Genomic DNA, 22,993 nt, shown 5'->3' on the forward strand with positions numbered 1-22,993 from the left:
ATCAAGCCGCGACCGGATCGGGAAGTTTTTTCATCACCGTCTCGGCAACTTCCAGCGTCCGGTCGATATCCGCCTCCGTCATGGCGGCGCCGACGAACATGTTGTGGAAAGGATGGAAATAGACGCCACCGGCAAGCATGCCGTCGACAAAGGCGGTGCTGCGATCGAAATCGCAATTCCCCTCCTCATTCGTAATCATGACGAGCGGCATTTGGGACGGCCCCGTCTGACTGAGATCGAGATCGCAAGTATTCGCGATGGAGGCGAGCCCCGCTCTCAACCTGTCGCCCAGCGCAATCGTCCGTTCCAGATAGTCGGTTTCGCGAATGAGACGAAGCGTTTCCAGGGAAGCCGCCATGGCTGCGCCCGCGAACCAGAACGAACCCGTCACATAGATATGAGATGCCGCTTCCTTCGCGCGCTCGTTTCCCAGCAGCGCGGATATCGGATGGCCATTCGCGATTGCCTTTCCCCATGTCGAAAGGTCGGGCTGCACACCCAAATGATTCCAGCTGCAATTGCGCTCGATACGGAAACCGGCACGGATGTCGTCGACAATCAGTAGCGCATCCTTTTCGTCGCAGAGCTCGCGCGCTCTGCGCGCATAGGCCGCATCCGGCAGCTCCTGATCGACAAAGACATCGTGCTTGAAGGGCGAGGCAAAGATGGCGGCCAGATCGTCGCCAGCCTGCGCCACCGCATCCTCCAGGCTTTTTACGTCATTGTACTGATAATAAATGAAGTGAGCGCGGTCATCTTCCACCGTCCCGGCGGGGATGGGCGTGCACCAGGGCGCCGCGCCATGATAGGCCCCGCTCGCCATCAGAACCTTCTTGCGCCCCCGATAGGCCCTCGCCGTCAGCAACGCCATGCTGGAAGCGTCCGTGCCGTTCTTGCAGAACATTGCCCAGTCGGCATGCGTGACCATCGCCACGAAGGCTTCGGCCAGTTCCACCATGCGCGGCGTCGGCCCCGTTGCCACGTCAATCTGCGACATCTGCTTCCGATAGGCGGCATCCACCTGCTCGTTGCAATACCCGAAGAGATTGGGTCCATAGCCGCACATGAAATCGATATAGCGGTTTCCATCGACATCCCAGAGATAGGCGCCTTCCGCACGCTCGAAGAACTGCGGCGCATGCGGCGGCAGCAGACCGACGGATTGATGCCCGTACATACCGCCCGGAATAACCCTGCTCGCCCGCGCTCTCAGTTCCCGATCGACCTTCCCGCTCATCATGCTTCTCCGGTTGCAAAAATATAGTATTTACTATTATTGTGTCGCCAGCTTCGTTGCAAGAGGCTTTTTTAGAGAGAGGAGAAAGACGACCATGACCGACCTGATCTGCGCAGGTCTGACCACGCTGGACATTCTCGTTCGTCCTGTGGACGCCCTGCCGGACGCACAGCAACCGACGCTGGTCGAGGAAATTGCGCTCGCACCGGCGGGCACCGCTTCCGGTACGGCCATGGTCGCGGCAACGCTCGGCCTCGAGGCCGCCGTTATTTCCGCCGTTGGCAAAGATGTGAATGGCGATATTACGCTGAGCCTTCTGGAGAAGACGGGCGTGGATTGCACGCATATAGAGCGGCTCGACGAGTTGCCGACATCCACCAGCGTGCTTACCATCCGCTCCGATGGCGAACGCCCCGTCTTTCACATGCTCGGCGCAAGCATTCTCACCTCGCTGTCCACCCAAGCCGTCGAGGCAGCAAAACAGTCCCGCTTCTTTCACTTTGGCGGCGTCGGCTTCCCCAACCTTTCAACGGCCGAAGCTATTGCTGCCATTGCGGATATTCGCGCAAGCGGTACCTTTACAAGCTGCGACATCATTGCGCCCCAACCGGAAACACTGGATGTCTTGCGGCCATTGCTGCGCAATATCGATTGCTTCATGCCAAGCGAAGCGGAAGTCCATGTCCTGCTGGGGGAAACGTCTCCGGAGGATGCCCTCAAAACCTTTGTCGGCATGGGCGCACGTGCCTGTATCATCAAACGCGGCGATAAAGGCAGTATCGGATTTTACGAAAACGAGATCGTGGAAGTCCCGGCAAAGAAAATTACACCGGTCGATACAACAAGCTGTGGCGATTCATATTGCGCCGGTTTCATAGACGGCCTCTCGCGCGGTCTTTCCTTCCGCGAAGCGATGATCGCCGCCACGGAAACGGCCGCCCAGGTTGCACAAGGCGCGGGAACGCTCGGTGCCCTCAAAAAAAGAGACCGCTCCAATGAACGCTAGATCCGACGAGTTGCGCAACGCATTGGTTGCCGTGATGCAGCAAATGGAGGCGTCCGGCCTCAACCACGGCACAGCCGGCAATGCGTCCGCCCGATGGGGAGACAAGTTTCTGGTCACGCCCTCAGGCATCCCTGCCGCGCAACTCACACCGGACTCCATCGTGGAGATAGACCGGTCGGGCGCATATGAGGGAGATTTCCGACCAACCAGCGAATGGCGCATGCATGTCGGCCTCCTGGCCGGGCGCCCCGACATCAATGCGGTCGTCCATTGCCATTCGCAATATGCAACCACGCTGGCCTGCGCCAACAAGCCCATCCCGCCGCTTCACTATATGACAGCCGTCAGCGGCGGCCCGGATATTCGCGTTGCCCCCTATGCTCTGTTCGGGTCGGAAGAACTGGCGTCTGTCGTCATCTCCACACTGGAAGGACGACGCGCCTGCCTCATGGCCAATCACGGACAGATCGCACTGGGCCGGACCCCTGCCGAGGCTCTCATGATTGCTAGTGAAGTCGAGGTGCAGGCCTCCTTCTACTATGGGACGCTTGCCATAGGCGGGCCTGTGCTGCTTTCCAACGAACAGATGAACGACGTTTTCAGCGCATTTCTTTCATACGGACAAAAGCCGAAGAAAGAAGTCTGACGCCGCCGGATCGCCTATCCAAATAGGGCCTCGTCTACCGCCCTGGCCGTCTGAACAAGTGCCAGCTCTCGCTCGCATTCGTCCGACTCCAGCAGCATTTCGATGCAGGCGTAACCGAGTTCCGTCGCGAACCGGTCTCCAAGCCGGAGATTGCTCCGCGTTCTATGCAGCAAACACAACCGTCTTGCGCCCGTTCAGCATGACGCGATTTTCAAGGTGAAGCTTCACGGCACGGGCCAGCACACGGGATTCGATGTCGCGCCCGGTGGCGACCAGATCGTCCGGCGTCATCACATGCGTCACGCGTTCGGTTTCCTGTTCGATGATCGGTCCCTCATCGAGATCGGGCGTGACGTAATGCGCCGTCGCGCCAATGATCTTCACACCCCGCTCATGAGCCTGATGGTAAGGCTTCGCGCCTTTGAACGAGGGCAGGAAGGAATGGTGGATATTGATCACCTTTCCATAGAGCCGCGTGGATAGCTTGTCGGACAGGATCTGCATGTAGCGGGCAAGCACGACGAGGTCGGCGCCGGTTTCCTTCACCAGTCCCACGATCTTCGCTTCCTGCTCCGCCTTGTTGTCCTTCGTAACGGGCAAATGATGAAAGGGAATGTTTTCCAGCTCGGCGGTACGCCTGGCGTCTTCATGGTTGGAGACAATGGCCACCACTTCCGCGTTCAGCCAGTTCACCCGGATCTGATAGAGGATGTGCAGCATGGCGTGATCGAATTTCGAGACCATGATGACGATCTTCGGTTTCCGCTGCGCGTCCGCAACGCCCATCATGATCTCGAAACGGTCGACAGCCGGCTTCAGCACGCGCTCAATATCGTCCCGCTGGACGGTACCGGGCGCCTGAACGGCAATGCGCATGAAGAACTTGTTGCTGCCCCGGTCCCAGAACTGATTGCTTTCGGAAATATTGGCGCCAATGGCGGCCAGCTCGGTCGTGACAGCGGCCACAATGCCCGGCCGGTCGGCGCAGGACAGGGTCAGGACGAATTCGGAAATGTCTTCAGCCATGGGTGAGGGTCTCTAATCGAAAAATGGACGTGACGCATCGCCCGGCTTGCGCTTCCAAGCGCCTGCCGGCGGCGACACCCGCCGCTTCTGCATATAGTCGTGTGCGTATCAGATATCGAGCGTGTTTTCCCGTTCCCACTCAGTGAAGTGGGAAACATAGGAGTGCCACTCCTGCCTCTTGAGTTTCAGGAAGGCCGAAGAGAAGGAAGAGCCCATCGCCCCCTTCAGCCCCTCATCGGCCTCGAATGCCCGGAGCGCATCCTGAAGGTTGAGCGGCAGTTTGGGCGCATCGGTCACCAGGTGACCTTCCTCATACATATCGATGTCGTAGCGCGGGCCCGGGTCGGCATTCGTCTTCAGCCCGTCGAGACCCGCCGCGATGACCACCGCCTGCAGCAGATAGGGGTTCGCGGCACCGTCGGCGAGGCGCAGCTCGAAGCGGCCCGGATCGGGCACACGCACCATGTGGGTACGGTTGTTACCGGTCCATGTGACGGTGTTGGGCGACCAGGTCGCACCGGACAACGTCCGCGGCGCATTGATGCGCTTGTAGGAATTCACCGTCGGATTGGTAATCGCGGCGAGCGCGGGCGCATGTTTCATGATGCCGCCCAGAAAGCGCAGCCCCTCGGACGAAAGACCGAACTCCGCCTTGTCGTCGGCGAACACATTTTGCGTGCCGTCGGCATTCCAGACAGAGACATGGCAATGGCAGCCATTGCCCGTCAGCTCCTTGAAGGGCTTGGGCATGAAGGTCGCGCGCAGCCCATGTTTTTCGGCGACCGACTTCACCATGAATTTGAAGAAGGAGTGCTTGTCCGCCGTCTTGAGCGCATCGTCATACTTCCAGTTCATCTCGAACTGGCCGTTCGCATCCTCATGGTCGTTCTGATAGGGCTCCCAGCCGAGTTCCAGCATGTAGTCGCAAATCTCGGCGATGATGTCGTAGCGCCGCATGACCGCCTGCTGGTCGTAGCAGGGCTTTTCCGCCGTATCGCGGATGTCGGAAATCGCATCGCCTTCCGGCGTGATGAGGAAGAACTCCGCCTCGACGCCGGTCTTCACATATTTGCCCTGCCCTTCAGCCTCGGCGATGAGCTTCTTCAACACATTGCGCGGCGCCTGGTCGAGCGGCATGCCATCCATCACGCAATCGGCAGCCACCCAGGCGACATCCTTTTTCCAGGGAAGCTGGATCACCGAAGAGGCGTCCGGTATGGCGAAGAGGTCGGGGTGGGCGGGAGACAGATCGAGCCAGCTTGCGAAACCGGCAAAGCCTGCACCGTCGGCCTGCATGTCAGCAATCGCCGCGGCCGGCACGAGCTTTGCCCGCTGCCCGCCGAAAAGGTCGGTGTAGCTGATCATGAAATATCTGATGCCGTTTTCGTCGGCAAAGCTCTTGAGATCGGCGGTCATATCTTCCTCTCCGGTTTGTTCGGCACCATGCAAATGAGAGGCCGGGTCAGAAAACTGTCTTGCCCGGGACCCATCCCGTCCCAGCCAAGGGAACCTGGGCCATCGCCGAGGCTTCGATCGTAAGCGCACAGAGATCTTCCGGTTCAAGATTGTGCACATGGCTCTTTCCGCAGGCACGCGCGATGGTCTGCGCTTCCAGCGTCATCACCTTCAGGTAATTGGCAAGGCGCCGTCCCGCCGCAACAGGATCCACGCGCTTCATGAGTTCCGTGTCCTGCGTGGAAATACCTGCCGGATCCGCCCCCTCATGCCAGTCGTCATAAGCACCCGCCGTGGAGCCCAGCGCCCGATATTCTTCTTCCCAGCGCGGATCATTGTCGCCGATAGCCACCAGCGCCGCCGTCCCGATGGAGACTGCGTCCGCGCCCAGCGCCAGCGCCTTGGCGACATCGGCGCCGTTTCGTATCCCGCCGGAAATAACAAGCTGCACCTTGCGGTGCATGCCGAGATCCTGCAGCGCCTGCACGGCGGGCCGGATACAGGCGAGCGTCGGCTGACCCACATGCTCGATGAAGACTTCCTGCGTCGCCGCCGTGCCGCCCTGCATACCGTCCAGCACGACGACATCCGCGCCGGCCTTCACCGCCAGCGCCGTGTCGTAATAGGGCCGCGCGCCGCCCACCTTGATATAGATGGGCTTTTCCCAATCGGTGATCTCGCGCAGTTCGAGGATCTTGATCTCCAGATCGTCCGGCCCCGTCCAGTCCGGGTGGCGGCAGGCGGAGCGCTGGTCGATGCCTTTGGGCAGCGTGCGCATTTCCGCCACGCGGTTCGAAATCTTCTGGCCAAGCAGCATGCCGCCGCCGCCGGGCTTTGCGCCCTGACCGACCACGACTTCGATGGCGTCGGCGCGCTTCAGGTCGCGCGGGTTCATGCCGTAGCGCGACGGCAGATACTGATAGACGAGCATCTGCGAATGGCCGCGCTCCTCCTCCGTCATGCCGCCGTCGCCGGTCGTGGTGGACGTACCGGCGATGGTTGCGCCGCGTCCAAGCGCTTCCTTTGCCCCGGCGGAGAGAGAGCCGAAGCTCATGCCCGCAATGGTAATCGGAATCTTGAGTTCGATGGGCTTCTTCGCAAAGCGCGTGCCCAGCGTCACACTCGTCTCGCATTTCTCACGATAGCCTTCCAGCGGATAGCGCGACATGGAAGCGCCGAGAAACAGAAGGTCGTCGAAATGCGGCACGCGCCGCTTGGTACCGCCGCCGCGAATGTCGTAAATGCCGGTCGACGCGGCACGCCGGATTTCCGACAGCGTGTAATCGTCGAAGGTTGCCGATTTGCGAGGCGTGGTGCGCGGTGTCTGATAGCTCATCTCGGTATCCTCAATAGGCGTCGGCGTTGTCGACATCGAAATTGTAGAGCTTGCGTGCAGAGCCGTAGCGCGTGAACTCTTCCGGCTTCACATCCGTCACGCCCGCTTTCGACAACAGGTTGCCGAGAAGCTCGATATGTTCGGGGCGCATTTCCTTTTCGATGCAGTCCGCACCGAGGCTCTTTACGCTGCCGCGCACGAAGAGCCTGGCTTCGTAAAGCGAGTCGCCCAGCGCATCGCCCGCATCGCCCAGCACCACCAGATTGCCCGACTGCGCCATGAAGGCGGACATATGCCCGATATCGCCTTTGACGACGATGTCCGCACCCTTCATGGAAATGCCGCAGCGCGAGGACGCATTGCCTTCAATGACGAGGAGCCCGCCGCGCGAGGTCGCACCGGCATACTGGCTGGCGTTGCCTTTGATGACGACACTGCCCGACATCATGTTTTCTGCAACGCCCGGGCCGGCCGATCCATGCACGGTGATCGAGGCCTGCTGGTTCATGCCGCCGCAATAATACCCCACACTTCCGTGGACGGATATTTCCAGCGGCGCATCCACGCCGACTGCGACCGCATGGCTCCCGCGCGGATTGAGAATTTCCCACAGCTCGCCGCCCTCGTCCCGTCCCAGACTGTGGAGCGCCTGGTTGAGGTCGCGCAGCGATGCCGTTTCGAGGTCGATGGTAGGCATTACTGATGCTCCCAGAAATAGACGGTGGCAGGCTCGGGCTCCCAGACCCGCGCCTCCTCTATGCCGGGCAGCCCGGCAAGCGCGCGATATTCCGAGCCGAAGGCAACATAACGATCGGTTTCGGCCATCACGGCGGGCTTGCACGCGATCGCATCGCGCACCACGCCGAAACCGTTTTTCGTGCCGACCACGAAGGTGAAGAATCCATCAAGATCGGAGAGCGCGCTTTCCAGCGCTGCGCCCAGATTCTTGCCCTTCTTCATCTCGGCAGTGAGATAGGCCGCCGCGACTTCGCTATCGTTTTCCGTTTCGAAATGCATGCCATCGCGCGCAAGTTCGCGGCGCAGATTATTGTGGTTCGACAGCGAACCGTTATGCACCAGGCATTGGTCCGCGCCTGTCGAGAAGGGATGCGCGCCCATTGTCGTGACGGCGGATTCCGTTGCCATGCGCGTGTGTCCCACGCCATGCGTGCCGCTCATGCCCGACAGGCCGAAGCGCTGAACGACGCTCGCAGGCAGGCCCGCTTCCTTGTAGATCTCGATGGCCTCCCCCACGCTCATGATCCGAAGCGTGGGATGGTTTTCAGCGAGCAGATTGCGCGCCGCCTCCATCGCCGCCTCATCCACCGTGATGACGGCGTGCGTGTTGTTCGGCGCCACGGAAACGTCGTCGCCCAGCACCGCCTTCAGGCTATCTTCCAGGCCTGCGAAATCCGTCTCCGGATCGGCCGACTGCACGGTGATCTTCACCTTCCCGTCGGCGGCGTCGCCATAGATCGCCATGCCGGCGCTGTCGGGCCCGCGATCCGTCATGATCACCAGCATTTCCGACAGCATGCGTCCGAGCTGTGGCTCAAGCTCCCGGTCTTTCAGAAACAATCCAACAATGCCGCACATAGTGCTCACTCTCCGATCCTGCGTCTGGATCAAGAGCTAGCAGGTCCGGGAAACAAATTCAACTGTTAGGAAATAATTTTTCCTATGAGAAAACTTTTGGACCGGTCAGCGCTGGGGATAGGCGATGATGGAGATGTATCGGATGGGAAACTTCCGCAGCTTGTTCGGCCCATGGGGCGAATCCGCATCGAAGAAGAGGCTGTCCCCCGGTTCCATGTTGAAAGTCTGGTCGCCATGGCGGTATTCGACCTCCCCTTCCAGCAGGTAGATGAGTTCGATCCCTTCATGCTGGAAGGCGGGAAAAGTGTCGGACTCCGCCGTCAGCGTCAGCTCATAGGGTTCGACGACCACGCCGCTCGTATTGTTCTCGATGTAGCCGAGCAGGCGATACTGGTGGCCGGCGCGGGTGCCGCGGCGTTCGATCTCGACGCCTTCGCCTTTTTTCACGAAGACCGCGTTGCGCGGCTCTTCATAGCTGCGGAAGAAATCGGTGACGGGCACGCCCAGCGCGCGGGAAAGCGCCTGAAGCGTCGCCAGCGAGGCGGAGGTGTTGCCGTTCTCGATCTTCGACAGCATGCCGACGGAAATGCCGGTGGCCTGCCCCAGATCGGCGACGGTCAGGCCCAGCTTCTTGCGCAGGCGGCGAACCTCGTGGCCGATGGCGATCTCGAGGTTCTTTTCCTTCTCCGCTTTGACCGAGTGGGGATCCTGGGTGAACTTTGGGTTTGCTTCGTTTTCCGCCGCCTTCTTGCGTGCCATGGCCCCCGGCTCTCCTGCTCACTGTGACTTGTCCGCCCGATACGGGCTTTCACCACAGTAGGGAAAATGTTTCCGCTGAGTAAACCCTATCCGCGCGTGGGCTGGCGGTCCGCGCGCGGGGTCACGCACATCTCGGCGCGGTAGACCCGCGAAAAATGGCTCGCGCTGGCAAACCCTGTTGCCATGGCGACTTCGGCAACGGACATGGCGCTCTGGCGCAGAAGACGGCGGGCATGCTCCAGCCGCATACGCCGATAGACGGCCTGGAAGGTCGTACCCATTTCGCCTGCGAAGAGCCGATCGAGATGGCGCGGCGTGATCCCCGCAAACGCAGCCATGGCGGCGCGATCCATGGGCTGCTCGAGCGTCGCTTCCATCTTTTCAAGGAGCGTCAGCAGCCTCGGGTGATGCGTACCATAGGTCTCCGCGCGCGAGGCCCGCTGAGCGCCGGAGGCTTCCTCGATATGCGTGTGGAGATACCAGTCGGAGACACGCCGCGCGAAATCCGCGCCCAGCCGCTCGGCAATGACGGCGCTCATCATGTCGAGCGGGGCGATACCGCCGCCGCAGGTGATGCAGTTGCCGTCGATCACATATCGGGCGCGCTCGGGCACAAGGTCAGGGAAAGCTTCCATCAGGGCCGGCGCATGTTCCCAGTGGATGGTGAAGCGGCGATTGGCGAGCACACCCGCCTCGGCCAGCAGATAGGGCCCGCCGGAGATACCGCCGATGCGGACCCCTTCGCGCGTCAGACGGCGAAGCGCCGCCGCGATCTCCGGGCTCTTCCAATCGGCCGGACTGCCGCCCGCGCAGACGAAGACCGTGTGAAGGCTTTTGCCCGCCTTCGCCAGCTTTTCGGTCGGCACGCATACGCCCGACGAGCTTTCCACCATGCCGCCCGCAACCGAGAACGCCTCGACCCGGTAGAGCTCTTTCCCCGCCAATATGTTTGCCGCGCGCAACGGCTCCGTCGCCGCGGCGAAGGACATCAGCGCAAAACCGGGCAGAAGGATGAAGCCATAGGTCTGCATGGGCGGTTTCCGGACACAAAGTCTCTTATATACTTTTTTCAGTCTCTTATGGGCAAGTCAAGGCGCACGCCACCCGCCATGATTTCCGGCAGACCTCAAGCGGAAGAGAGCGATGCGCTATTCGGCCCTGTCGATTTTCCTCAATGCGCTCAGCGGCAACCGGCACTGGCAGCCCGCATGGCGGGAGCCGGCACCAAAGCCCCACTACGACGTGGTGATCGTGGGCGGCGGCGGGCACGGGCTTGCCACCGCCTACTACCTCGCCAAGGTGTTTGGCGTGCGCAACATTGCCGTGCTGGAGAAAAGCTATCTCGGCTCCGGTAATATCGGCCGCAACACGACCATCATCCGCTCCAATTACCTGCTTGAGGGGAACCAGCCCTTCTACGAATTCTCGCTGAAGCTGTGGGAAGGGCTGGAACAGGATTTCAATTTCAACGCCATGGTCTCGCAGCGCGGCGTGCTGAACCTCTATCATTCCGATGCCCAGCGCGATGCCTATACGCGCCGGGGCAATGCCATGCTGCTCTCGGGCGCGGATGCGGAACTGCTCGATCGCGACGACGTGCGCCGCATGCTGCCCTTTCTCGATTTCACCAACGCGCGCTTCCCCATACGCGGCGGCCTGCTGCAGCGCCGCGGCGGCACGGTTCGCCATGACGCGGTCGCCTGGGGCTATGCGCGCGGAGCGGATGCGCTTGGCGTCGACATCATTCAGCATTGCGCGGTCACCGGCATTCGCCGCGAGGGCGACCGGGTGACCGGCGTCGACACGACCAGGGGCACGATCGGCTGCGGCAAGCTCGCCCTTTCCACCGCCGGACATTCCAGCGTGACCGCCTCTCTGGCGGGGCTGCGCCTGCCGGTCGAAAGCCATGTGCTGCAGGCTTTCGTCTCGGAAGGGCTAAAACCCTTCATCGACAATGTCGTGACCTTTGGTGCGGGGCACTTCTATGTTTCGCAGTCCGACAAGGGCGGGCTCGTCTTCGGCGGCGATATCGACGGCTACAACTCTTACGCACGGCGCGGCAACCTCGCCACGGTCGAACATGTGATGGAAGCGGGTGTCGCCATGATCCCCGGCCTGTCGCGTATTCGCGCCCTCAGAAGCTGGGGCGGCATCGTGGACATGACGATGGACGGCTCGCCCATCATCGACAAGACGCATCTGCCCAATCTCTACCTCAATGCCGGCTGGAACTATGGAGGCTTCAAGGCAACGCCTGCGGCGGGCTGGTGCTTTGCGCATCTGATCGCAAGGGACGCGCCGCATGAAGTCGCCACCGCCTATCGCCTCGACCGCTTCGCGCGCGGCTATCTCATCGACGAGCGCGGCGCGGGCGCGCAGGCCAATCTTCACTAGGAGCCGGATATGGCAAGCCTCATTCCCTGTCCGCATTGCGGCATGCGCCCTAAAGAGGAATTCACCATCAAGGGAAGCGCCGACGTTGCAAGGCCCGCACCGGAAGCAGGCACGCAAGACTGGCTCGACTATGTCTATCTGCGCGAGAACCCGATGGGGCGGCTCAGCGAATATTGGCACCACGCCTCCGGTTGCCGCCGATGGCTCGTCGTCTCGCGCGACAGCGTGAACCATGACATCTACAGCGTACAGGATGCCGCGCAGGCAAAGGGAGGCGGGGCATGACGGCATACCGGCTCGCCACGGGCGGTCTCATCGACCGCGACCGCCCTGTCGGCTTCAGCTTCGACGGCAAGCGCATGCAGGGATGTGAAGGCGATACGCTCGCTTCCGCCCTTCTGGCCAACGGGCAGACGCTCGTCGGACGCAGTTTCAAATATCACCGTCCACGCGGTATCCTCACCGCCGGCGCGGCAGAACCCAATGCGCTGGTAACGCTCGGCCGGGATGGACGGACGGAAGCCAATTGCCGTGCGACCATGGTGGAGCTTCACGAAGGGCTCGAGGCCCGAAGCCAGAATTGCTGGCCGTCGCTCACACACGACATCGGCACGGTGAACCAGCTTGCCGCGCCCTTTCTCGGCGCGGGCTTCTACTACAAGACCTTCATGTGGCCCGGCGCTTTCTGGGAAAAAGTGTATGAGCCCGCCATCCGCCGTGCGGCGGGGCTCGGGCGCGCCAGCTACGAGGCCGATCCCGACCGTTATGAAAAAGCCTGGGCGCATTGCGACCTGCTGGTGATCGGCGCAGGCCCTGCCGGGCTTGCCGCCGCGCTGACCGCCGCCCGCGCGGGCACACGTGTCATCCTTGCCGACGAACAGGCAAGGATGGGCGGATCATTGCTGAGCGAGAGCGGCGAGATCTACGGCACGACCGCCCCCGCTTTCGCGGAAGCATGCCTCGCGGAACTTTCTTCCCTCGACAATGTAACGCTGATGCCGCGCAGCACGGTTTTCGGCTGGTATGACGACAATGTCTTCGGCGTTGTGGAGCGCGTGCAGAAACATACCGCCGCCCCCGACCCGAACCGGCCCGTCGAACGGCTCTGGCGGGTCGCCGCGAAACAGGCCGTGCTGGCGACGGGCGCGGAAGAACGCCCGCTCGTTTTCGGCGGGAACGACCGTCCCGGCGTGATGATGGCCGGCGCCATGCGGAGTTATGCCAATCACTATGGCGTGGCGGCGGGCGAACGCGTGGCCGTCTTCACCAACGGGCTTTCCGGCTACCGCACCGCGCACGATCTCGAGCGGCTTGGGGTCGAGGTCGCGGCAATCGTCGATCCGCATGAGACGCGCATCGACTACGAAGGCAAGGCGCGCCTCATCCGCAATGCCGTCGTGACGGGTACGAAGGGCGGCAAAGCGCTGTCCTCCATCGAGGTTCGGCAGGGCGGAAAATCGGAGACGATCACCGTCGACGCGCTTGCCATGTCGGGCGGATGGAGCCCTATCATCCATCTTGCCTGCCATCGCGGCGCAAAGCCGGCCTGGTCCGAGGCCCATGCGGCTTTCCTCGCGCCCGACGGCCTGAAAGGCCTGACGGTGGTGGGCGCGGCGGCGGGACGTGCGACGACGGAATCCTGCCTGGCGGATGGCGAAGCTCAAACGCGGGAAATACTCCAGGCCCTCGGCTTTTCAACCGCCGCGTCCGCCTTCGGACAACGGCATGAGGACGATGAAAAAGCAGTACCCGCCTTCTGGTATGTCGCCAATTCCAGCGGCAAGGCCTTCGTCGACTTTCAGAACGATGTGCATCTGAAGGATCTGCAGCTCGCCACGCGCGAAGGCTATGGTCATGTCGAACATGCCAAGCGCTACACGACGAACGGCATGGCGACGGATCAGGGCAAGCTTTCCAATGTGAATGCCATCGGCATTCTGGCAGGCGAGCGAGGCGTTTCGCCCGGCGAGATCGGGACGACGACCTTCCGGCCCTTCTATACGCCGGTTTCTTTCGGCGCGTTCACCGGCGCGCAGCGCACGGAACATTTCCAGCCCGTGCGTCACTCGCCGCTGCACCAATGGGCCAAAAAGCGCGACGCGGTCTTCGTGGAGACCGGCCAGTGGTATCGCTCGCAGTATTTTCCGCAAAGCGGCGAAACGCATTGGCGCGAAAGCGTGGACCGGGAGGCGAAAGCGGTGCGCTCATCGGTCGGGCTCTGCGATGTCTCCACCCTCGGCAAGATCGAGATTACGGGTGCGGATGCGGCGGAGTTCCTGAACCGGGTCTATTGCAATGCCTTTCTGAAGCTGCCGGTGGGCAAGGCGCGCTACGGCATCATGTTGCGTGAAGACGGCTTCATCTATGACGACGGCACGACGAGCCGGCTTGGCGACAATCACTTCTTCATGACGACGACCACGGCGCTTGCGGCAGGCGTGCTGGCGCATCTGGAGTTCTGCGCACAGGCGCTCTGGCCCGAGCTCGATGTGCATCTCGCCTCGGCGACCGACCAATGGGCACAGATGGCGATTGCGGGCCCCTGTGCGCGCAAGGTGCTGGAACAAATCGTCGATGAGGATATTTCCAACGAGGCGTTCCCCTTCCTCGCCGCGCGGGAGGTAACCCTCTTCGGCGGTGCGCTTCGCGGTCGGCTTTTCCGTATTTCCTTTTCCGGCGAACTCGCCTTCGAGCTGGCCGTGCCTGCGGGCTTTGGCGAACCGGTCGCCGGGAAGCTGATGGAGGCAGGCGCTCGCTTCGGTATCACGCCCTATGGCACGGAAGCGCTCGGCGTGCTGCGCATCGAGAAGGGGCATGTCACCCATGCCGAAATCGACGGGCGCGTAACGCCGGGCGACCTTGGCATGGGGCGGATGGTCTCTGCGAAGAAGCCCGATTTCATTGGCCGCGCCATGCTGAGGCGCGAGGGGCTCACCGATCCCGACCGACCGCAACTCGTGGGGCTGACACCGCTCGACCCGTCGGAGTCTTTCGGCAGCGGGGCGCATATCTTCAATCCGGACGACACGCCAAACATGGGCAGCGATCTCGGCCATGTGACCTCGACCTGCTTCTCGCCCCATCTCGGCCACACGATCGGGCTGGCGCTGGTGAAACACGGGGCCGAGCGGCATGGCGAGGAAGTGATCGTCTGGAACGGCGTGAAGAAGGAAACAACGCGCGCCCTGCTTTGTGCGCCGGTCTTCGTCGATCCGAAGAATGAGAGGCTTCATGTCTGACGCAGCCCTGAAACCGGTCCCCGCCCTCGCCGATGCACCTGCCGGGCATTTCGGCACGCCCTCGGCGGCACATTCCGTCGTCATGACAGCGATGCCGGAAGGCCATGTTTGGCAGATCTTCGCCGCAACACTTTCCAGCGAGGAGATCACGCAGGCAGCGGGCGGCGACGCCGTGCGTGAAGCCGGACCGGGGCAATGGTTCGCCGTCGGCGATGCACCGCTTGCGCCACCATCGTTCACCTTGCTGGAGGGCCGCGCCACGCTGATCGACCAAAGCCATGGGCGGGTGCGCATCCGCCTCGAAGGCGAAGCGGTGACGGCTTTGCTCGCCAAGGGCGTTGCCATCGACCTTCACGACCAGGCCTTTCCCGTGGGCCGCGCCGCCATCACGCTATGCGGCCATATCTCGGTGCATCTGACGCGGCTTGCCCCACACGCCTTCGAACTGATGGTGTTGCGCAGCTATGCGCTGTCGCTGTGGGAAAGCCTGATCGAGATGGGGTTGGAGTTTGGGATCGAGGCCCGCCGGCCGGGCGCTTAGTCGGCAAGAATGCGCAGCATCTCCGCTTCGACCTCCCGGGCTTCTGTGTCAAAGCGCCCCGGCGCCCCCGCGCAATGGCCGTAGGGAGAGTGCAATACCTTCACCTCGGCATGGCCGATCTCCGCAGCCTCCAATTCCGTTTCCCTGACGGTGAAATAGGTGTCGGTGTCGCAGGGCATCAGTACGGTGCGCGCGGTGATGTCAGCGAGCGCTTTACCCGCATCTGCATGACGCCAGGCATGGAGCACGGCCAGCAGATCGTTCGCATCATGCTCCAGATGGTCGTCTTCCCAGCCCTTCAGAAAGGCTTCGAGGTCGGCATAGCCGAGGCCTTCGTAAAGGCGCTCGCGGAAAAACTCGGCGGAATAGGCCCACCCCGCATAGACGCGGCCGAAAGCGCGAAGTCCCGTTTCCGGCGGTGCGCTGTAGCACCCGCCCTCATAGGTGGCGTCGGCCCGCAACGCCGCCGACCCGCCTTCCAGAAACGCCTGATTGAGCGGCCAGCATTTCGCGTTGCCACAAACGGCCAGCACCCGCTCCACAAAATCCGGATAGAGCGCGGCCATATGCAGGCTCTGCATGGCGCCCATCGACCAACCGGTCGCAAGTTTGAGTTTCGAGATACCGAATCGTTCGCTCAGCAACCGATGCTGGGCGGCGGCAGTGTCGCGGATCGTTACCTTCGGGAAGCCGGCCCCCGCACATGAATTCGTCAATGTACTGGGGGACGCCGACACGCCATTCCCGAACATGTTGGTCAGCACGATGAAATAGCGCGCCGGGTCGAGCGCGCGGCCCGGCCCGATAATCCGGTCATAGGAGGCGTCGGTGCCGGAATAGTAGCTCGGCAGGAGGATGCAATTGTCGCGCGCCGGCGAGAGCCGGCCCAGCGTGCGATAGATGAGGAAGGCGCCTTGCAGCACCTCCCCGCTTTCCAGAAGGAAATCGCCAAGGTCGAACCGCTCGCGCCCACTTGTCTCTGCCGCGCCCATTCCCGCCTTACCTCAATAGAATTTCAGATAACGATCTTTTTCCCAGTCGGAGACGTGATTTATATAGCTTTTCCATTCACCGCGTTTGAACTCGACCCAGGCCTCGAACATGTCGTCGCCGAACACCTTCCGCGAGAAGGGGTCGGCTGCGAATGCTTCGACGGCCTCTTCCAGCGTTTCCGGCAACATGCGCACGCCGAGAGCCTCCAGCTCTTTGGGCGTTTTCACATACATGTTGTCGGTATGAGGCTCGCCGGGGTCGAGACCTTCCCTGATCCCTTCAAGTCCTGCGGCCAGCACCATCGTCGCCCCGAGATAGGGGTTGCAGGAACTGTCTGCCGCGCGAAGCTCGATACGCTGGCCGTCGCGGGGAATGCGCACCGTGTTCGTGCGATTGTTGTTGCCATAGCAGGCAAAGATCGGCGCCCAGGTGAAGCCTGACATGCTGCCCTGCTTGATCAGACGCTTGTAGCTGTTCACCGTCGGCGCCACGACCGCGCAGATGGCAGGCAAATGGCGCAGCACGCCGGCAATGAACTGGTAGCCCAGTTCCGACAGGTTGCAGCCGCGCGGATCGTTATCGGTCTTGAAGAGGTTTTCCTGCGTCTTGAGGTCGTAGAGCGACATATTGAAATGCGCGCCGCTGCCTGCACGGTTGGCATAGGGCTTGGGCATGAAGCTCGCGAAACCACCGTGCTTGCTCGCGATTTCCGTCGCCATCATCCGGAGGAAGACGAAATTGTCGGCCATCTCCAGCGCGGGGAAATATTTGAAATCGATTTCGAACTGCCCGATGCCGTCTTCATGGTCGAAGGAATAAACCCCCCAGCCCAGAGAGTTCATGGCGCCGACCAGCTCCGACAGCCAGGGCATATTGTCGAGAAGACGTACCGTGTCATAGGCGGGTTTTGCCAGATGATGACGGGAGGAGAGCGGCCTAAAGCCTTTCTCCTCGTCGTCCTGCAACACGAAGAACTCCGCCTCGATCCCGAGATTCATGCCGAAGCCCATTTCCGCGGCGCTGGCCAGCGTGCGCTTCAGAATGTTGCGGCTGCAGGCCTCGAAGGGCTTGCCTTCGCAGTGAAGGTCGGAAGCGAACCATGCGATGTCGGGCTGCCAGGGCAGGATGCGTCCGCTCGCAGGGTCGGGATGGGCGGCAACTTCCTCGTCGCTCACATCCTGGGGCACGCCATCGAGCGCCGCGCCGGTGAAGAGCTCGGACCCGCCCATCATTCGGTCGAGATGGTCGACCGGCACCATCTTCGCCTTCGATACGCCATGCATGTCGACATAGCTCGCGATCAGATAATCGACATTCTCAAAATCCGCTGGGGCGATGGCAGTCGTGTCCTGGTTTTCCCTGGTCATCTCGAAACTCCGGAAGAGGGGTGGCCGTTTCCCAACAGGGAAGCAAGCCGCATGCCAAAATAAATTGATTGTTTAATTAATATTTTGGGGCGAGGATGGTGCATACCGCACAAGGATGCGGCAGCAGATGCGGAAAAGATCGGCAGTTCGTCGGAAAATGAGCAGTACGACCAAAAGCAAGAGCGCCCGGCCAGCGCGCCGCGGCCCGGGCCGTCCGGCAGGAGAAAAGAGCGACGACAGCGTGGCGATCCTGCAGGACGTGGCGCTCGACCTCTTCTCGCAACGCGGCTTCCACGCGGTCACGATCAAGGATATCGCCAAGGCCACGGGACTGAATGCCGCGCTCATCTATTATTATTTCGGCAGCAAGGAAGACCTCTTCCAGCAGAGCGTGCAGGTCGCGGTGGACCGCGCCTTCGAACAGTTCGAGACGCTGGCGCAGGGCCATACCGCGCCCGACCAGATCATTCGCGACTGGATCGAAACCCATATCAAGCAGCGCGAACTGATCCGCAAGCTCGTGCAGGTCAGCCTCGACTATTCGAAGATGGAACACCGCGTGCCCGAAACGGATGCCGCCATCCGTCAATTCTATGACCGCGAACGCGCGGTCCTGTCCAGCGCCATCCGCAAGGGCGTGCGGCAGAAGCTGTTCCGCAAGGTCGATCCCGATCAGACTACGGAATTCATCTCGACGTTTCTCGATGGCGCAATGGTTCGCTCACTGATTTTCGATGACTTTAATTCATCAAAGGCGATCCGCGGCTTACAGAACTTCATCCTCTCCAACCTGCAAGATGGCACCTAAGAGCCTTACCCAAGATGAAGCCCAACATCCGGGTGCCGGTCGGCCGTGGACCCATATAGATGTCCCAGTCGCTCATCCAGACCCGATTGGCAGCACGAGCTTCGGAGGATTGCGAAGTTCAACCTCTCCACATTTGCCGCCTCAGGCCTGTTGAATCGCGTGCCTAGTAAGAGAGTGTGATCGAGATCGCCCCTCTTGCGCCTCGTTCCGATGCGCCCGGCAGGCGGCGAAGCTGCCAGCCCATATCGAAGCGCATGGAGAGGTAGCGGTCGAGCACATAGCGCGCACCGACGCCCGCCCCCTGAATGGCTGCCTGTCGGGAGGTGCCGGCAACCTCATCGGGATCGACGAGCCAGGCATAATCCCAGAACGCGACGAGCTGTGCCTGATCTTCGATACCGTTCACGGCCCGCCCCAGAAGACGGAAAGAGGGCGAGCGCAGTTCGTTCGACAGGAGGAGGCCTTCCGAGCGGTTCAGGGCGCGGACTTCATAACCACGCACGCTGTCCGTGCCACCTGCGCCGAGCTTCTCGCTCGCCGGAAGATTGCCGTCGGCCACCTGCCCCTTCAGCCGGACAACCCAACTTGCTCCTTTCGGCAGGCCCGTCACGCGGGTGACGGTCGCGGTGTCATACACATAGTGGGCATCGGCGTCCGCCTGCCCCGCCGCGGCATAGGCGCTGTCGGTATTGTCGCTGCTCATGCCGCCAGGGCTGAAATACAGCGTGTTGTTGAAGCTCGTCTGCCCCCAATCGTCCGCCGCCGTCAGATCGTAGCCGAGCAGGAACTGATCGACTTCCGTCCTGCTGGCAAATATCTGGACGCCCCCGAAGGCGAGGTCGTTATTGGACGACTTGTAGTCGAAGCCCGCCATGACGGATTGGTTGGCCCAGTCCAGCGCAGGCAGATCGTGCCGGTAGCGCAGGCTTGCCTGCCAGCTCTCTCCCACCTGGCCGAAAAAGGGGCCGATATCGGGTACCTGCCGATCATAGGAGCCGAATACTTCCAGCGTGTCGAGCCAGGGTAGCGGCACGGTATAGGTGAGCGCATGAGCCATGAAGCGGGAATCGTTCGGCAGGCCGGGGCCCCGAACGCGGCTTTTCAGGAGATCGCCACTGGTTGTGAACTGGTAGGACAGACGGTGGCCCGCCCAGAAAGCATTGCCCCAGTTGAAGCCCGCGCTCCAGCGGTCGCGCCCCGTGGCGCGCAGGCCCGTATTGTCGTAGCTGGCATAGACGCGGAGGGGGAAGCGGTCCTGCACCTGCAAGCCGATATCGGTCTCGCCCAGCGAGGCGCCGGGCTTCAGCACCGCGCTCACCTGCCGGAAGGGATTAGCGTTCAACTGACTGAGGCCACGCTTCAGGCGGTCGACATCGATCGGCTTGCCCTGTTTCTGCGCTAGCCCGTCGCGATACTGGCTCGCATCGAACCACTTGTTGCCGCTGACACCGATCTTGCCGAGGTGGAACTCCATCACCAGAAGCTGCACCGTGCCCGAGGTCACATCCTGCGGCGGGAAGGTTACATCGACGAGGGGCTTGCCCTCACTACGGAAGGCGGCGATGACGGCGCGGGAGATGGCGGCGAGGTCACGCTGCCTGAGCGGCTGGCCGATAAAGGGCTGAAGAACCTTGTCGAGCGCGGCGGCATCGGCACCCGACAGGGCCGACACATCAACGCCCTCTGTCGGAACGCCAGCCTTTGCGACAGCGCCCGGCGCAGTGCGTACGACAATGCCCTTGAGCACGGGGAGGATAGCCTTGTCCGCTCCCGTTTCCGGCGCAGCCTCGGGCGGGGACGGCAATTCAAGCCCACCCCCCTCGCCTGCCGGCGGTTCCTGCGGGGCCACGCGCTCGAAATCCTGCGCGAAAGCGAGGGTCGGCGCGAGCGCCAGGCCGAGCGTCAGCCCAAGGACAGCAGGCACAAGCCGGTTTGCGGCGCCCTTTAGCGGGTTCCGTGTTTCGTAGCGCAAGGCTGTCACTCCCGATGCGAATTGACCGACAAGATGCCGGCGTTGAGGTAGAGGTGCGGATAACGCACACCGATTGTCGTCCTGCCGTTCAGACGGCCGGGCGTGCCGAGCAGCAGGTTCCACCGATCGTCGACGGCGTCATCGCCGTCCCCGTCCTGGATGGAAGCGGTCATGATATCTGCGGTATCGGCGAGGACAGGAAGACTTGTCCTCACAATGAGCGGCAGAGACCAAAAGCCGCCAACGCCGGCCCCCGGTCCGACCTCGCTTTCCGACAGGTTCCAGGTTGTGGCACCCGGGCGGGACTCGATGGAACGGATCGACTGGCCGGGCCCCCTATCGCGAACTGTCAGCGTGCCGTCCACATAGTGGATGTCGTAGTTGGAAAGCCCGCTACCCGTCGCGTTGCTCACGACAATCGCATAGCTGCCCACCAAGGCATTCGCATCTGTGCCGCTGCTTGCCAGCATAACGCCCGTTACCGTATCGCCGGACACGAGGCCATTTACGCGATAGCCGGACAGGACGATGCTTTGGCCAGTATTCTTCTCTTCGTCATCCGCCGTAATGGTGAGCGTGGCCGGATTGACGGTCAGCGTGCCGGCCACAAAGGTCAGCGCATAGTTGGACCCGAGCCCGAACGTGCCCTGCGCGATGCCATAGGCGCCGACATTCGACGAAGCCGTTGCCGAGGTCGCCAGCGCGCCCGACGGCGTATCGCCATTGGCGAGGCTTCCGCTCGTGACCTGCCAGCCGAGCACCGGATTGGATGCACCGTAGACGCGGGCAAGATTGTCCGCCGTCACTGTGATCGGACGGGCCGTGACCGCCAGGCTGGCGCTGGTGAAATCGATCAGATAGTTGCTGCCCGCCGAAAGCGTCCCCTTCGCTATGGCATAGGAACCGACATTCGATGTGACGTCCGCGGTGGTCGTCAACGCACCGCTGAAGAGGCCGGCTCCATCGCCATTCACGAAGCCGCTATAGCCATAGGTGAGCGCAGGATTGCTGTCTCCATAGATACGGCTTTGCGTATCCGCCGTCACGGTGAGCGTGGCCGGATTGACGGTCAGTGTGCCCGGCACGAAGGTCAACGCATAGTTGGAGCCGAACCCGAACGTACCCTGCGTGATACCATAGGTGCCGACATCCGACGAAGCCGCGGCCAACGTCGTGAGCCCACCCGAAGCTTTGTCGCCATTCACAAGGTTGCCGCTCGTCATCTGCCAGGTGAGGCCGGGATTAGACGCGCCGTAGAGACGAGCAAGATTGTCCGCAGTCACCGTGATCGGACGGGCCTTAACTGTCAGCCCGTCGGTCAGCGTGTTGTAGTGAATGTCGTAATTCGAGGCCGAGCCGGTGCCGAAGACGGCGTTTGAGGAGGAAATGTCGTAGCTGCCGGCATTGGCCGTCGCAGCCGTTCCCGCGCTGGTCAGCGTGACGCTCGAAATGCTGTCAGACCCGACGAGCCCGCTGGTTGAGAAGCCAGTCAGGCTCAACGCATCGCCATAGGTCTTTGTGGCCGCGTCGGGCGTAATCGTCAGATTGACCGTAGCGACGCCAATGGTCAGCGTGCCTGCAACATAGCTGATATCATAGTTGCCGGAGGAGAGGCCCGAGGCCGTGATCGCATAGGTCCCGGCGTTGACTGCGCCTTGCGAGGTGCCGCCATAGCCGACCGTGCCGGACAGCACCGAAGCGCCCTCGCCGTTGACGAAACCCGCATAGGTCACGCCGTTGCCACCGGAATAGGCGTTGCCGTCATAGGTCTTGCTGTCGTTCCTGGCCGTCACCTCCAGCGAGGCCTTGCCCACCGTCAGCGCGCCTGCGACATAGCTGATGTCGTAATTGCCGGAGGTGAGACCGGAGGCGGTGATCGTGTAGCTGCCGGCATTCACCGCGCCCTGCGAGGTGCCGCCATAGCCGACCGTGCCAGACAGTGCCGAAGCGCCATCGCCATTGACGAAGCCCGCATAGCTCACGCCGTTGCCGCCGGAATAGGCGTTGCCGTCATAGGTCTTGCTGTCGTTCTTGGCAGTCACCGTCAGCGAGGCCTTGTTCACCGTCAGCCCGCCGGTACGCGTGTTGTAGTGGATATCGTAGTTCGCGGCCGAACCGGTGCCGAAGACGGCGTTCGAGGATGAAATGTCGTAGCTGCCGACATTCGCCGTCGCGGCCGTGCCTGCGCTGGTCAGCGTGACGCCCGAAATGCTGTCCGATCCGACGAGCCCGGTTGTCGAGAAAGCGGTCAGGCTCAGCGCATCGCCATAGGTCTTGCTCACGGCGTCGGCCGTCACACCCAGCGACGCCTTGCCCACCGTCAGTGCGCCAGCGACATAGCTGATGTCGTAGTTGTTGGACGTCAGACCCGAAGCGGTGATCGTGTAGCTGCCTGCGTTGACCGCGCCCTGCGAGGTGCCGCCATAGCCGACCGTGCCGGACAGTACCGAAGCGCCCTCGCCATTGACGCAGCCCGCATAGCTCACGCCGTTGCCGCCGGAATAGGCGTTGCCGTCATAGGTCTTGCTGTCGTTCTTGGCGGTCACCTCCAGCGAGGCCTTGCCCACCGTCAGCGAGCCGGACACGAAGCTTATGTCGTAACCGAGCTGTGACGAATA

Annotated in this window: 19 protein-coding genes; 7 read left to right on the forward strand and 12 right to left on the reverse strand. The window is 62.1% G+C overall.

Annotated elements, in window-relative coordinates:
• Position 1: 1 nt before the first annotated feature.
• A complete protein-coding gene (locus tag CMI59_RS15675) occupies positions 2-1,237 on the reverse strand; it encodes an aminotransferase class III-fold pyridoxal phosphate-dependent enzyme (protein ID WP_293329167.1) in 1,236 nt (411 codons plus the stop codon).
• 1 nt (position 1,238) lies between these two features.
• On the opposite strand from CMI59_RS15675, the gene CMI59_RS15680 reads away from it, so the two are divergent.
• Both CMI59_RS15680 and CMI59_RS15685 read left to right on the forward strand, forming a co-directional pair.
• Entirely contained in the window at positions 1,239-2,243 is a 1,005-nt protein-coding gene (locus tag CMI59_RS15680; protein WP_293329168.1) for a carbohydrate kinase family protein, read from the forward strand.
• Positions 2,233-2,889 (forward strand): class II aldolase/adducin family protein, encoded by a 657-nt coding sequence (locus tag CMI59_RS15685; RefSeq protein WP_293329169.1) that lies wholly within the window; start codon positions 2,233-2,235, stop codon positions 2,887-2,889. The genes CMI59_RS15680 and CMI59_RS15685 overlap by 11 nt, the downstream gene beginning before the upstream one ends.
• A gap of 162 nt (positions 2,890-3,051) precedes the next feature.
• Here CMI59_RS15685 and purU read toward each other — a convergent pair whose 3' ends face one another.
• The 7 genes from purU to CMI59_RS15720 form a co-directional block, all read right to left on the reverse strand.
• Positions 3,052-3,915 (reverse strand): formyltetrahydrofolate deformylase, encoded by an 864-nt coding sequence (gene purU, locus CMI59_RS15690; RefSeq protein ID WP_293329170.1) that lies wholly within the window; start codon positions 3,913-3,915, stop codon positions 3,052-3,054.
• Positions 3,916-4,023: 108 nt separating this feature from the next.
• A complete protein-coding gene (glnT, locus tag CMI59_RS15695; RefSeq protein ID WP_293329171.1) occupies positions 4,024-5,331 on the reverse strand; it encodes a type III glutamate--ammonia ligase in 1,308 nt (435 codons plus the stop codon).
• 46 nt (positions 5,332-5,377) lie between these two features.
• Positions 5,378-6,706 carry an FMN-binding glutamate synthase family protein gene (locus CMI59_RS15700; protein WP_293329172.1) on the reverse strand — a complete coding sequence of 443 codons (1,329 nt, stop codon included), beginning with the start codon at positions 6,704-6,706 and terminating at the stop codon, positions 5,378-5,380.
• Positions 6,707-6,716: 10 nt separating this feature from the next.
• On the reverse strand, positions 6,717-7,403 hold the full coding sequence (locus CMI59_RS15705) for a GXGXG domain-containing protein (protein WP_293329173.1): 687 nt from the start codon (positions 7,401-7,403) through the stop codon (positions 6,717-6,719).
• A complete protein-coding gene (locus CMI59_RS15710; RefSeq protein WP_293329185.1) occupies positions 7,403-8,302 on the reverse strand; it encodes a glutamine amidotransferase family protein in 900 nt (299 codons plus the stop codon). Before CMI59_RS15710 ends, CMI59_RS15705 begins: the two co-directional genes overlap by 1 nt.
• Before the next feature lie 105 nt (positions 8,303-8,407).
• Entirely contained in the window at positions 8,408-9,061 is a 654-nt protein-coding gene (locus CMI59_RS15715) for a helix-turn-helix domain-containing protein (protein ID WP_293329174.1), read from the reverse strand.
• An 86-nt stretch (positions 9,062-9,147) separates the two neighbouring features.
• Positions 9,148-10,092 carry a GlxA family transcriptional regulator gene (locus CMI59_RS15720; RefSeq protein WP_293329175.1) on the reverse strand — a complete coding sequence of 315 codons (945 nt, stop codon included), beginning with the start codon at positions 10,090-10,092 and terminating at the stop codon, positions 9,148-9,150.
• 112 nt (positions 10,093-10,204) lie between these two features.
• On the opposite strand from CMI59_RS15720, the gene CMI59_RS15725 reads away from it, so the two are divergent.
• The 4 genes from CMI59_RS15725 to CMI59_RS15740 are packed head-to-tail and all read left to right on the forward strand — an operon-like array spanning position 10,205 to position 15,235.
• Positions 10,205-11,455 carry a sarcosine oxidase subunit beta family protein gene (locus tag CMI59_RS15725; RefSeq protein WP_293329176.1) on the forward strand — a complete coding sequence of 417 codons (1,251 nt, stop codon included), beginning with the start codon at positions 10,205-10,207 and terminating at the stop codon, positions 11,453-11,455.
• Positions 11,456-11,464: 9 nt separating this feature from the next.
• Positions 11,465-11,740 carry a sarcosine oxidase subunit delta gene (locus tag CMI59_RS15730; RefSeq protein WP_293329177.1) on the forward strand — a complete coding sequence of 92 codons (276 nt, stop codon included), beginning with the start codon at positions 11,465-11,467 and terminating at the stop codon, positions 11,738-11,740.
• Entirely contained in the window at positions 11,737-14,694 is a 2,958-nt protein-coding gene (locus CMI59_RS15735) for a sarcosine oxidase subunit alpha family protein (protein WP_293329178.1), read from the forward strand. The genes CMI59_RS15730 and CMI59_RS15735 overlap by 4 nt, the downstream gene beginning before the upstream one ends.
• Complete coding sequence (locus CMI59_RS15740; RefSeq protein ID WP_293329179.1) at positions 14,687-15,235, forward strand: sarcosine oxidase subunit gamma family protein; 549 nt, start codon at positions 14,687-14,689, stop codon at positions 15,233-15,235. Before CMI59_RS15735 ends, CMI59_RS15740 begins: the two co-directional genes overlap by 8 nt.
• On the opposite strand, the gene CMI59_RS15745 is transcribed toward CMI59_RS15740, so the two are convergent.
• Together CMI59_RS15745 and glnT (CMI59_RS15750) are read right to left on the reverse strand one after the other, a co-directional pair.
• Entirely contained in the window at positions 15,232-16,227 is a 996-nt protein-coding gene (locus tag CMI59_RS15745; protein ID WP_293329180.1) for an alpha/beta fold hydrolase, read from the reverse strand. The two genes, CMI59_RS15740 and CMI59_RS15745, sit on opposite strands and share 4 nt — an antisense overlap.
• Before the next feature lie 12 nt (positions 16,228-16,239).
• Entirely contained in the window at positions 16,240-17,595 is a 1,356-nt protein-coding gene (gene glnT / locus CMI59_RS15750; protein WP_293329181.1) for a type III glutamate--ammonia ligase, read from the reverse strand.
• 157 nt (positions 17,596-17,752) lie between these two features.
• Between glnT (CMI59_RS15750) and CMI59_RS15755 the strand changes: the two genes are divergently transcribed.
• A complete protein-coding gene (locus tag CMI59_RS15755) occupies positions 17,753-18,403 on the forward strand; it encodes a TetR/AcrR family transcriptional regulator (RefSeq protein ID WP_293329182.1) in 651 nt (216 codons plus the stop codon).
• Positions 18,404-18,566: 163 nt separating this feature from the next.
• Here CMI59_RS15755 and CMI59_RS15760 read toward each other — a convergent pair whose 3' ends face one another.
• Together CMI59_RS15760 and CMI59_RS15765 are read right to left on the reverse strand one after the other, a co-directional pair.
• Positions 18,567-20,375, reverse strand: a complete 1,809-nt coding sequence (locus tag CMI59_RS15760; protein WP_293329183.1) for a ShlB/FhaC/HecB family hemolysin secretion/activation protein — start codon at positions 20,373-20,375, stop codon at positions 18,567-18,569.
• 5 nt (positions 20,376-20,380) lie between these two features.
• Positions 20,381-22,993: MBG domain-containing protein (locus CMI59_RS15765; RefSeq protein ID WP_293329184.1), on the reverse strand; the 2,613-nt coding region annotated here is incomplete at its 5' end.

The sequence above is a fragment of the Parvibaculum sp. genome (assembly GCF_002684405.1).
Taxonomy (GTDB): Bacteria; Pseudomonadota; Alphaproteobacteria; order Parvibaculales; family Parvibaculaceae; genus Parvibaculum.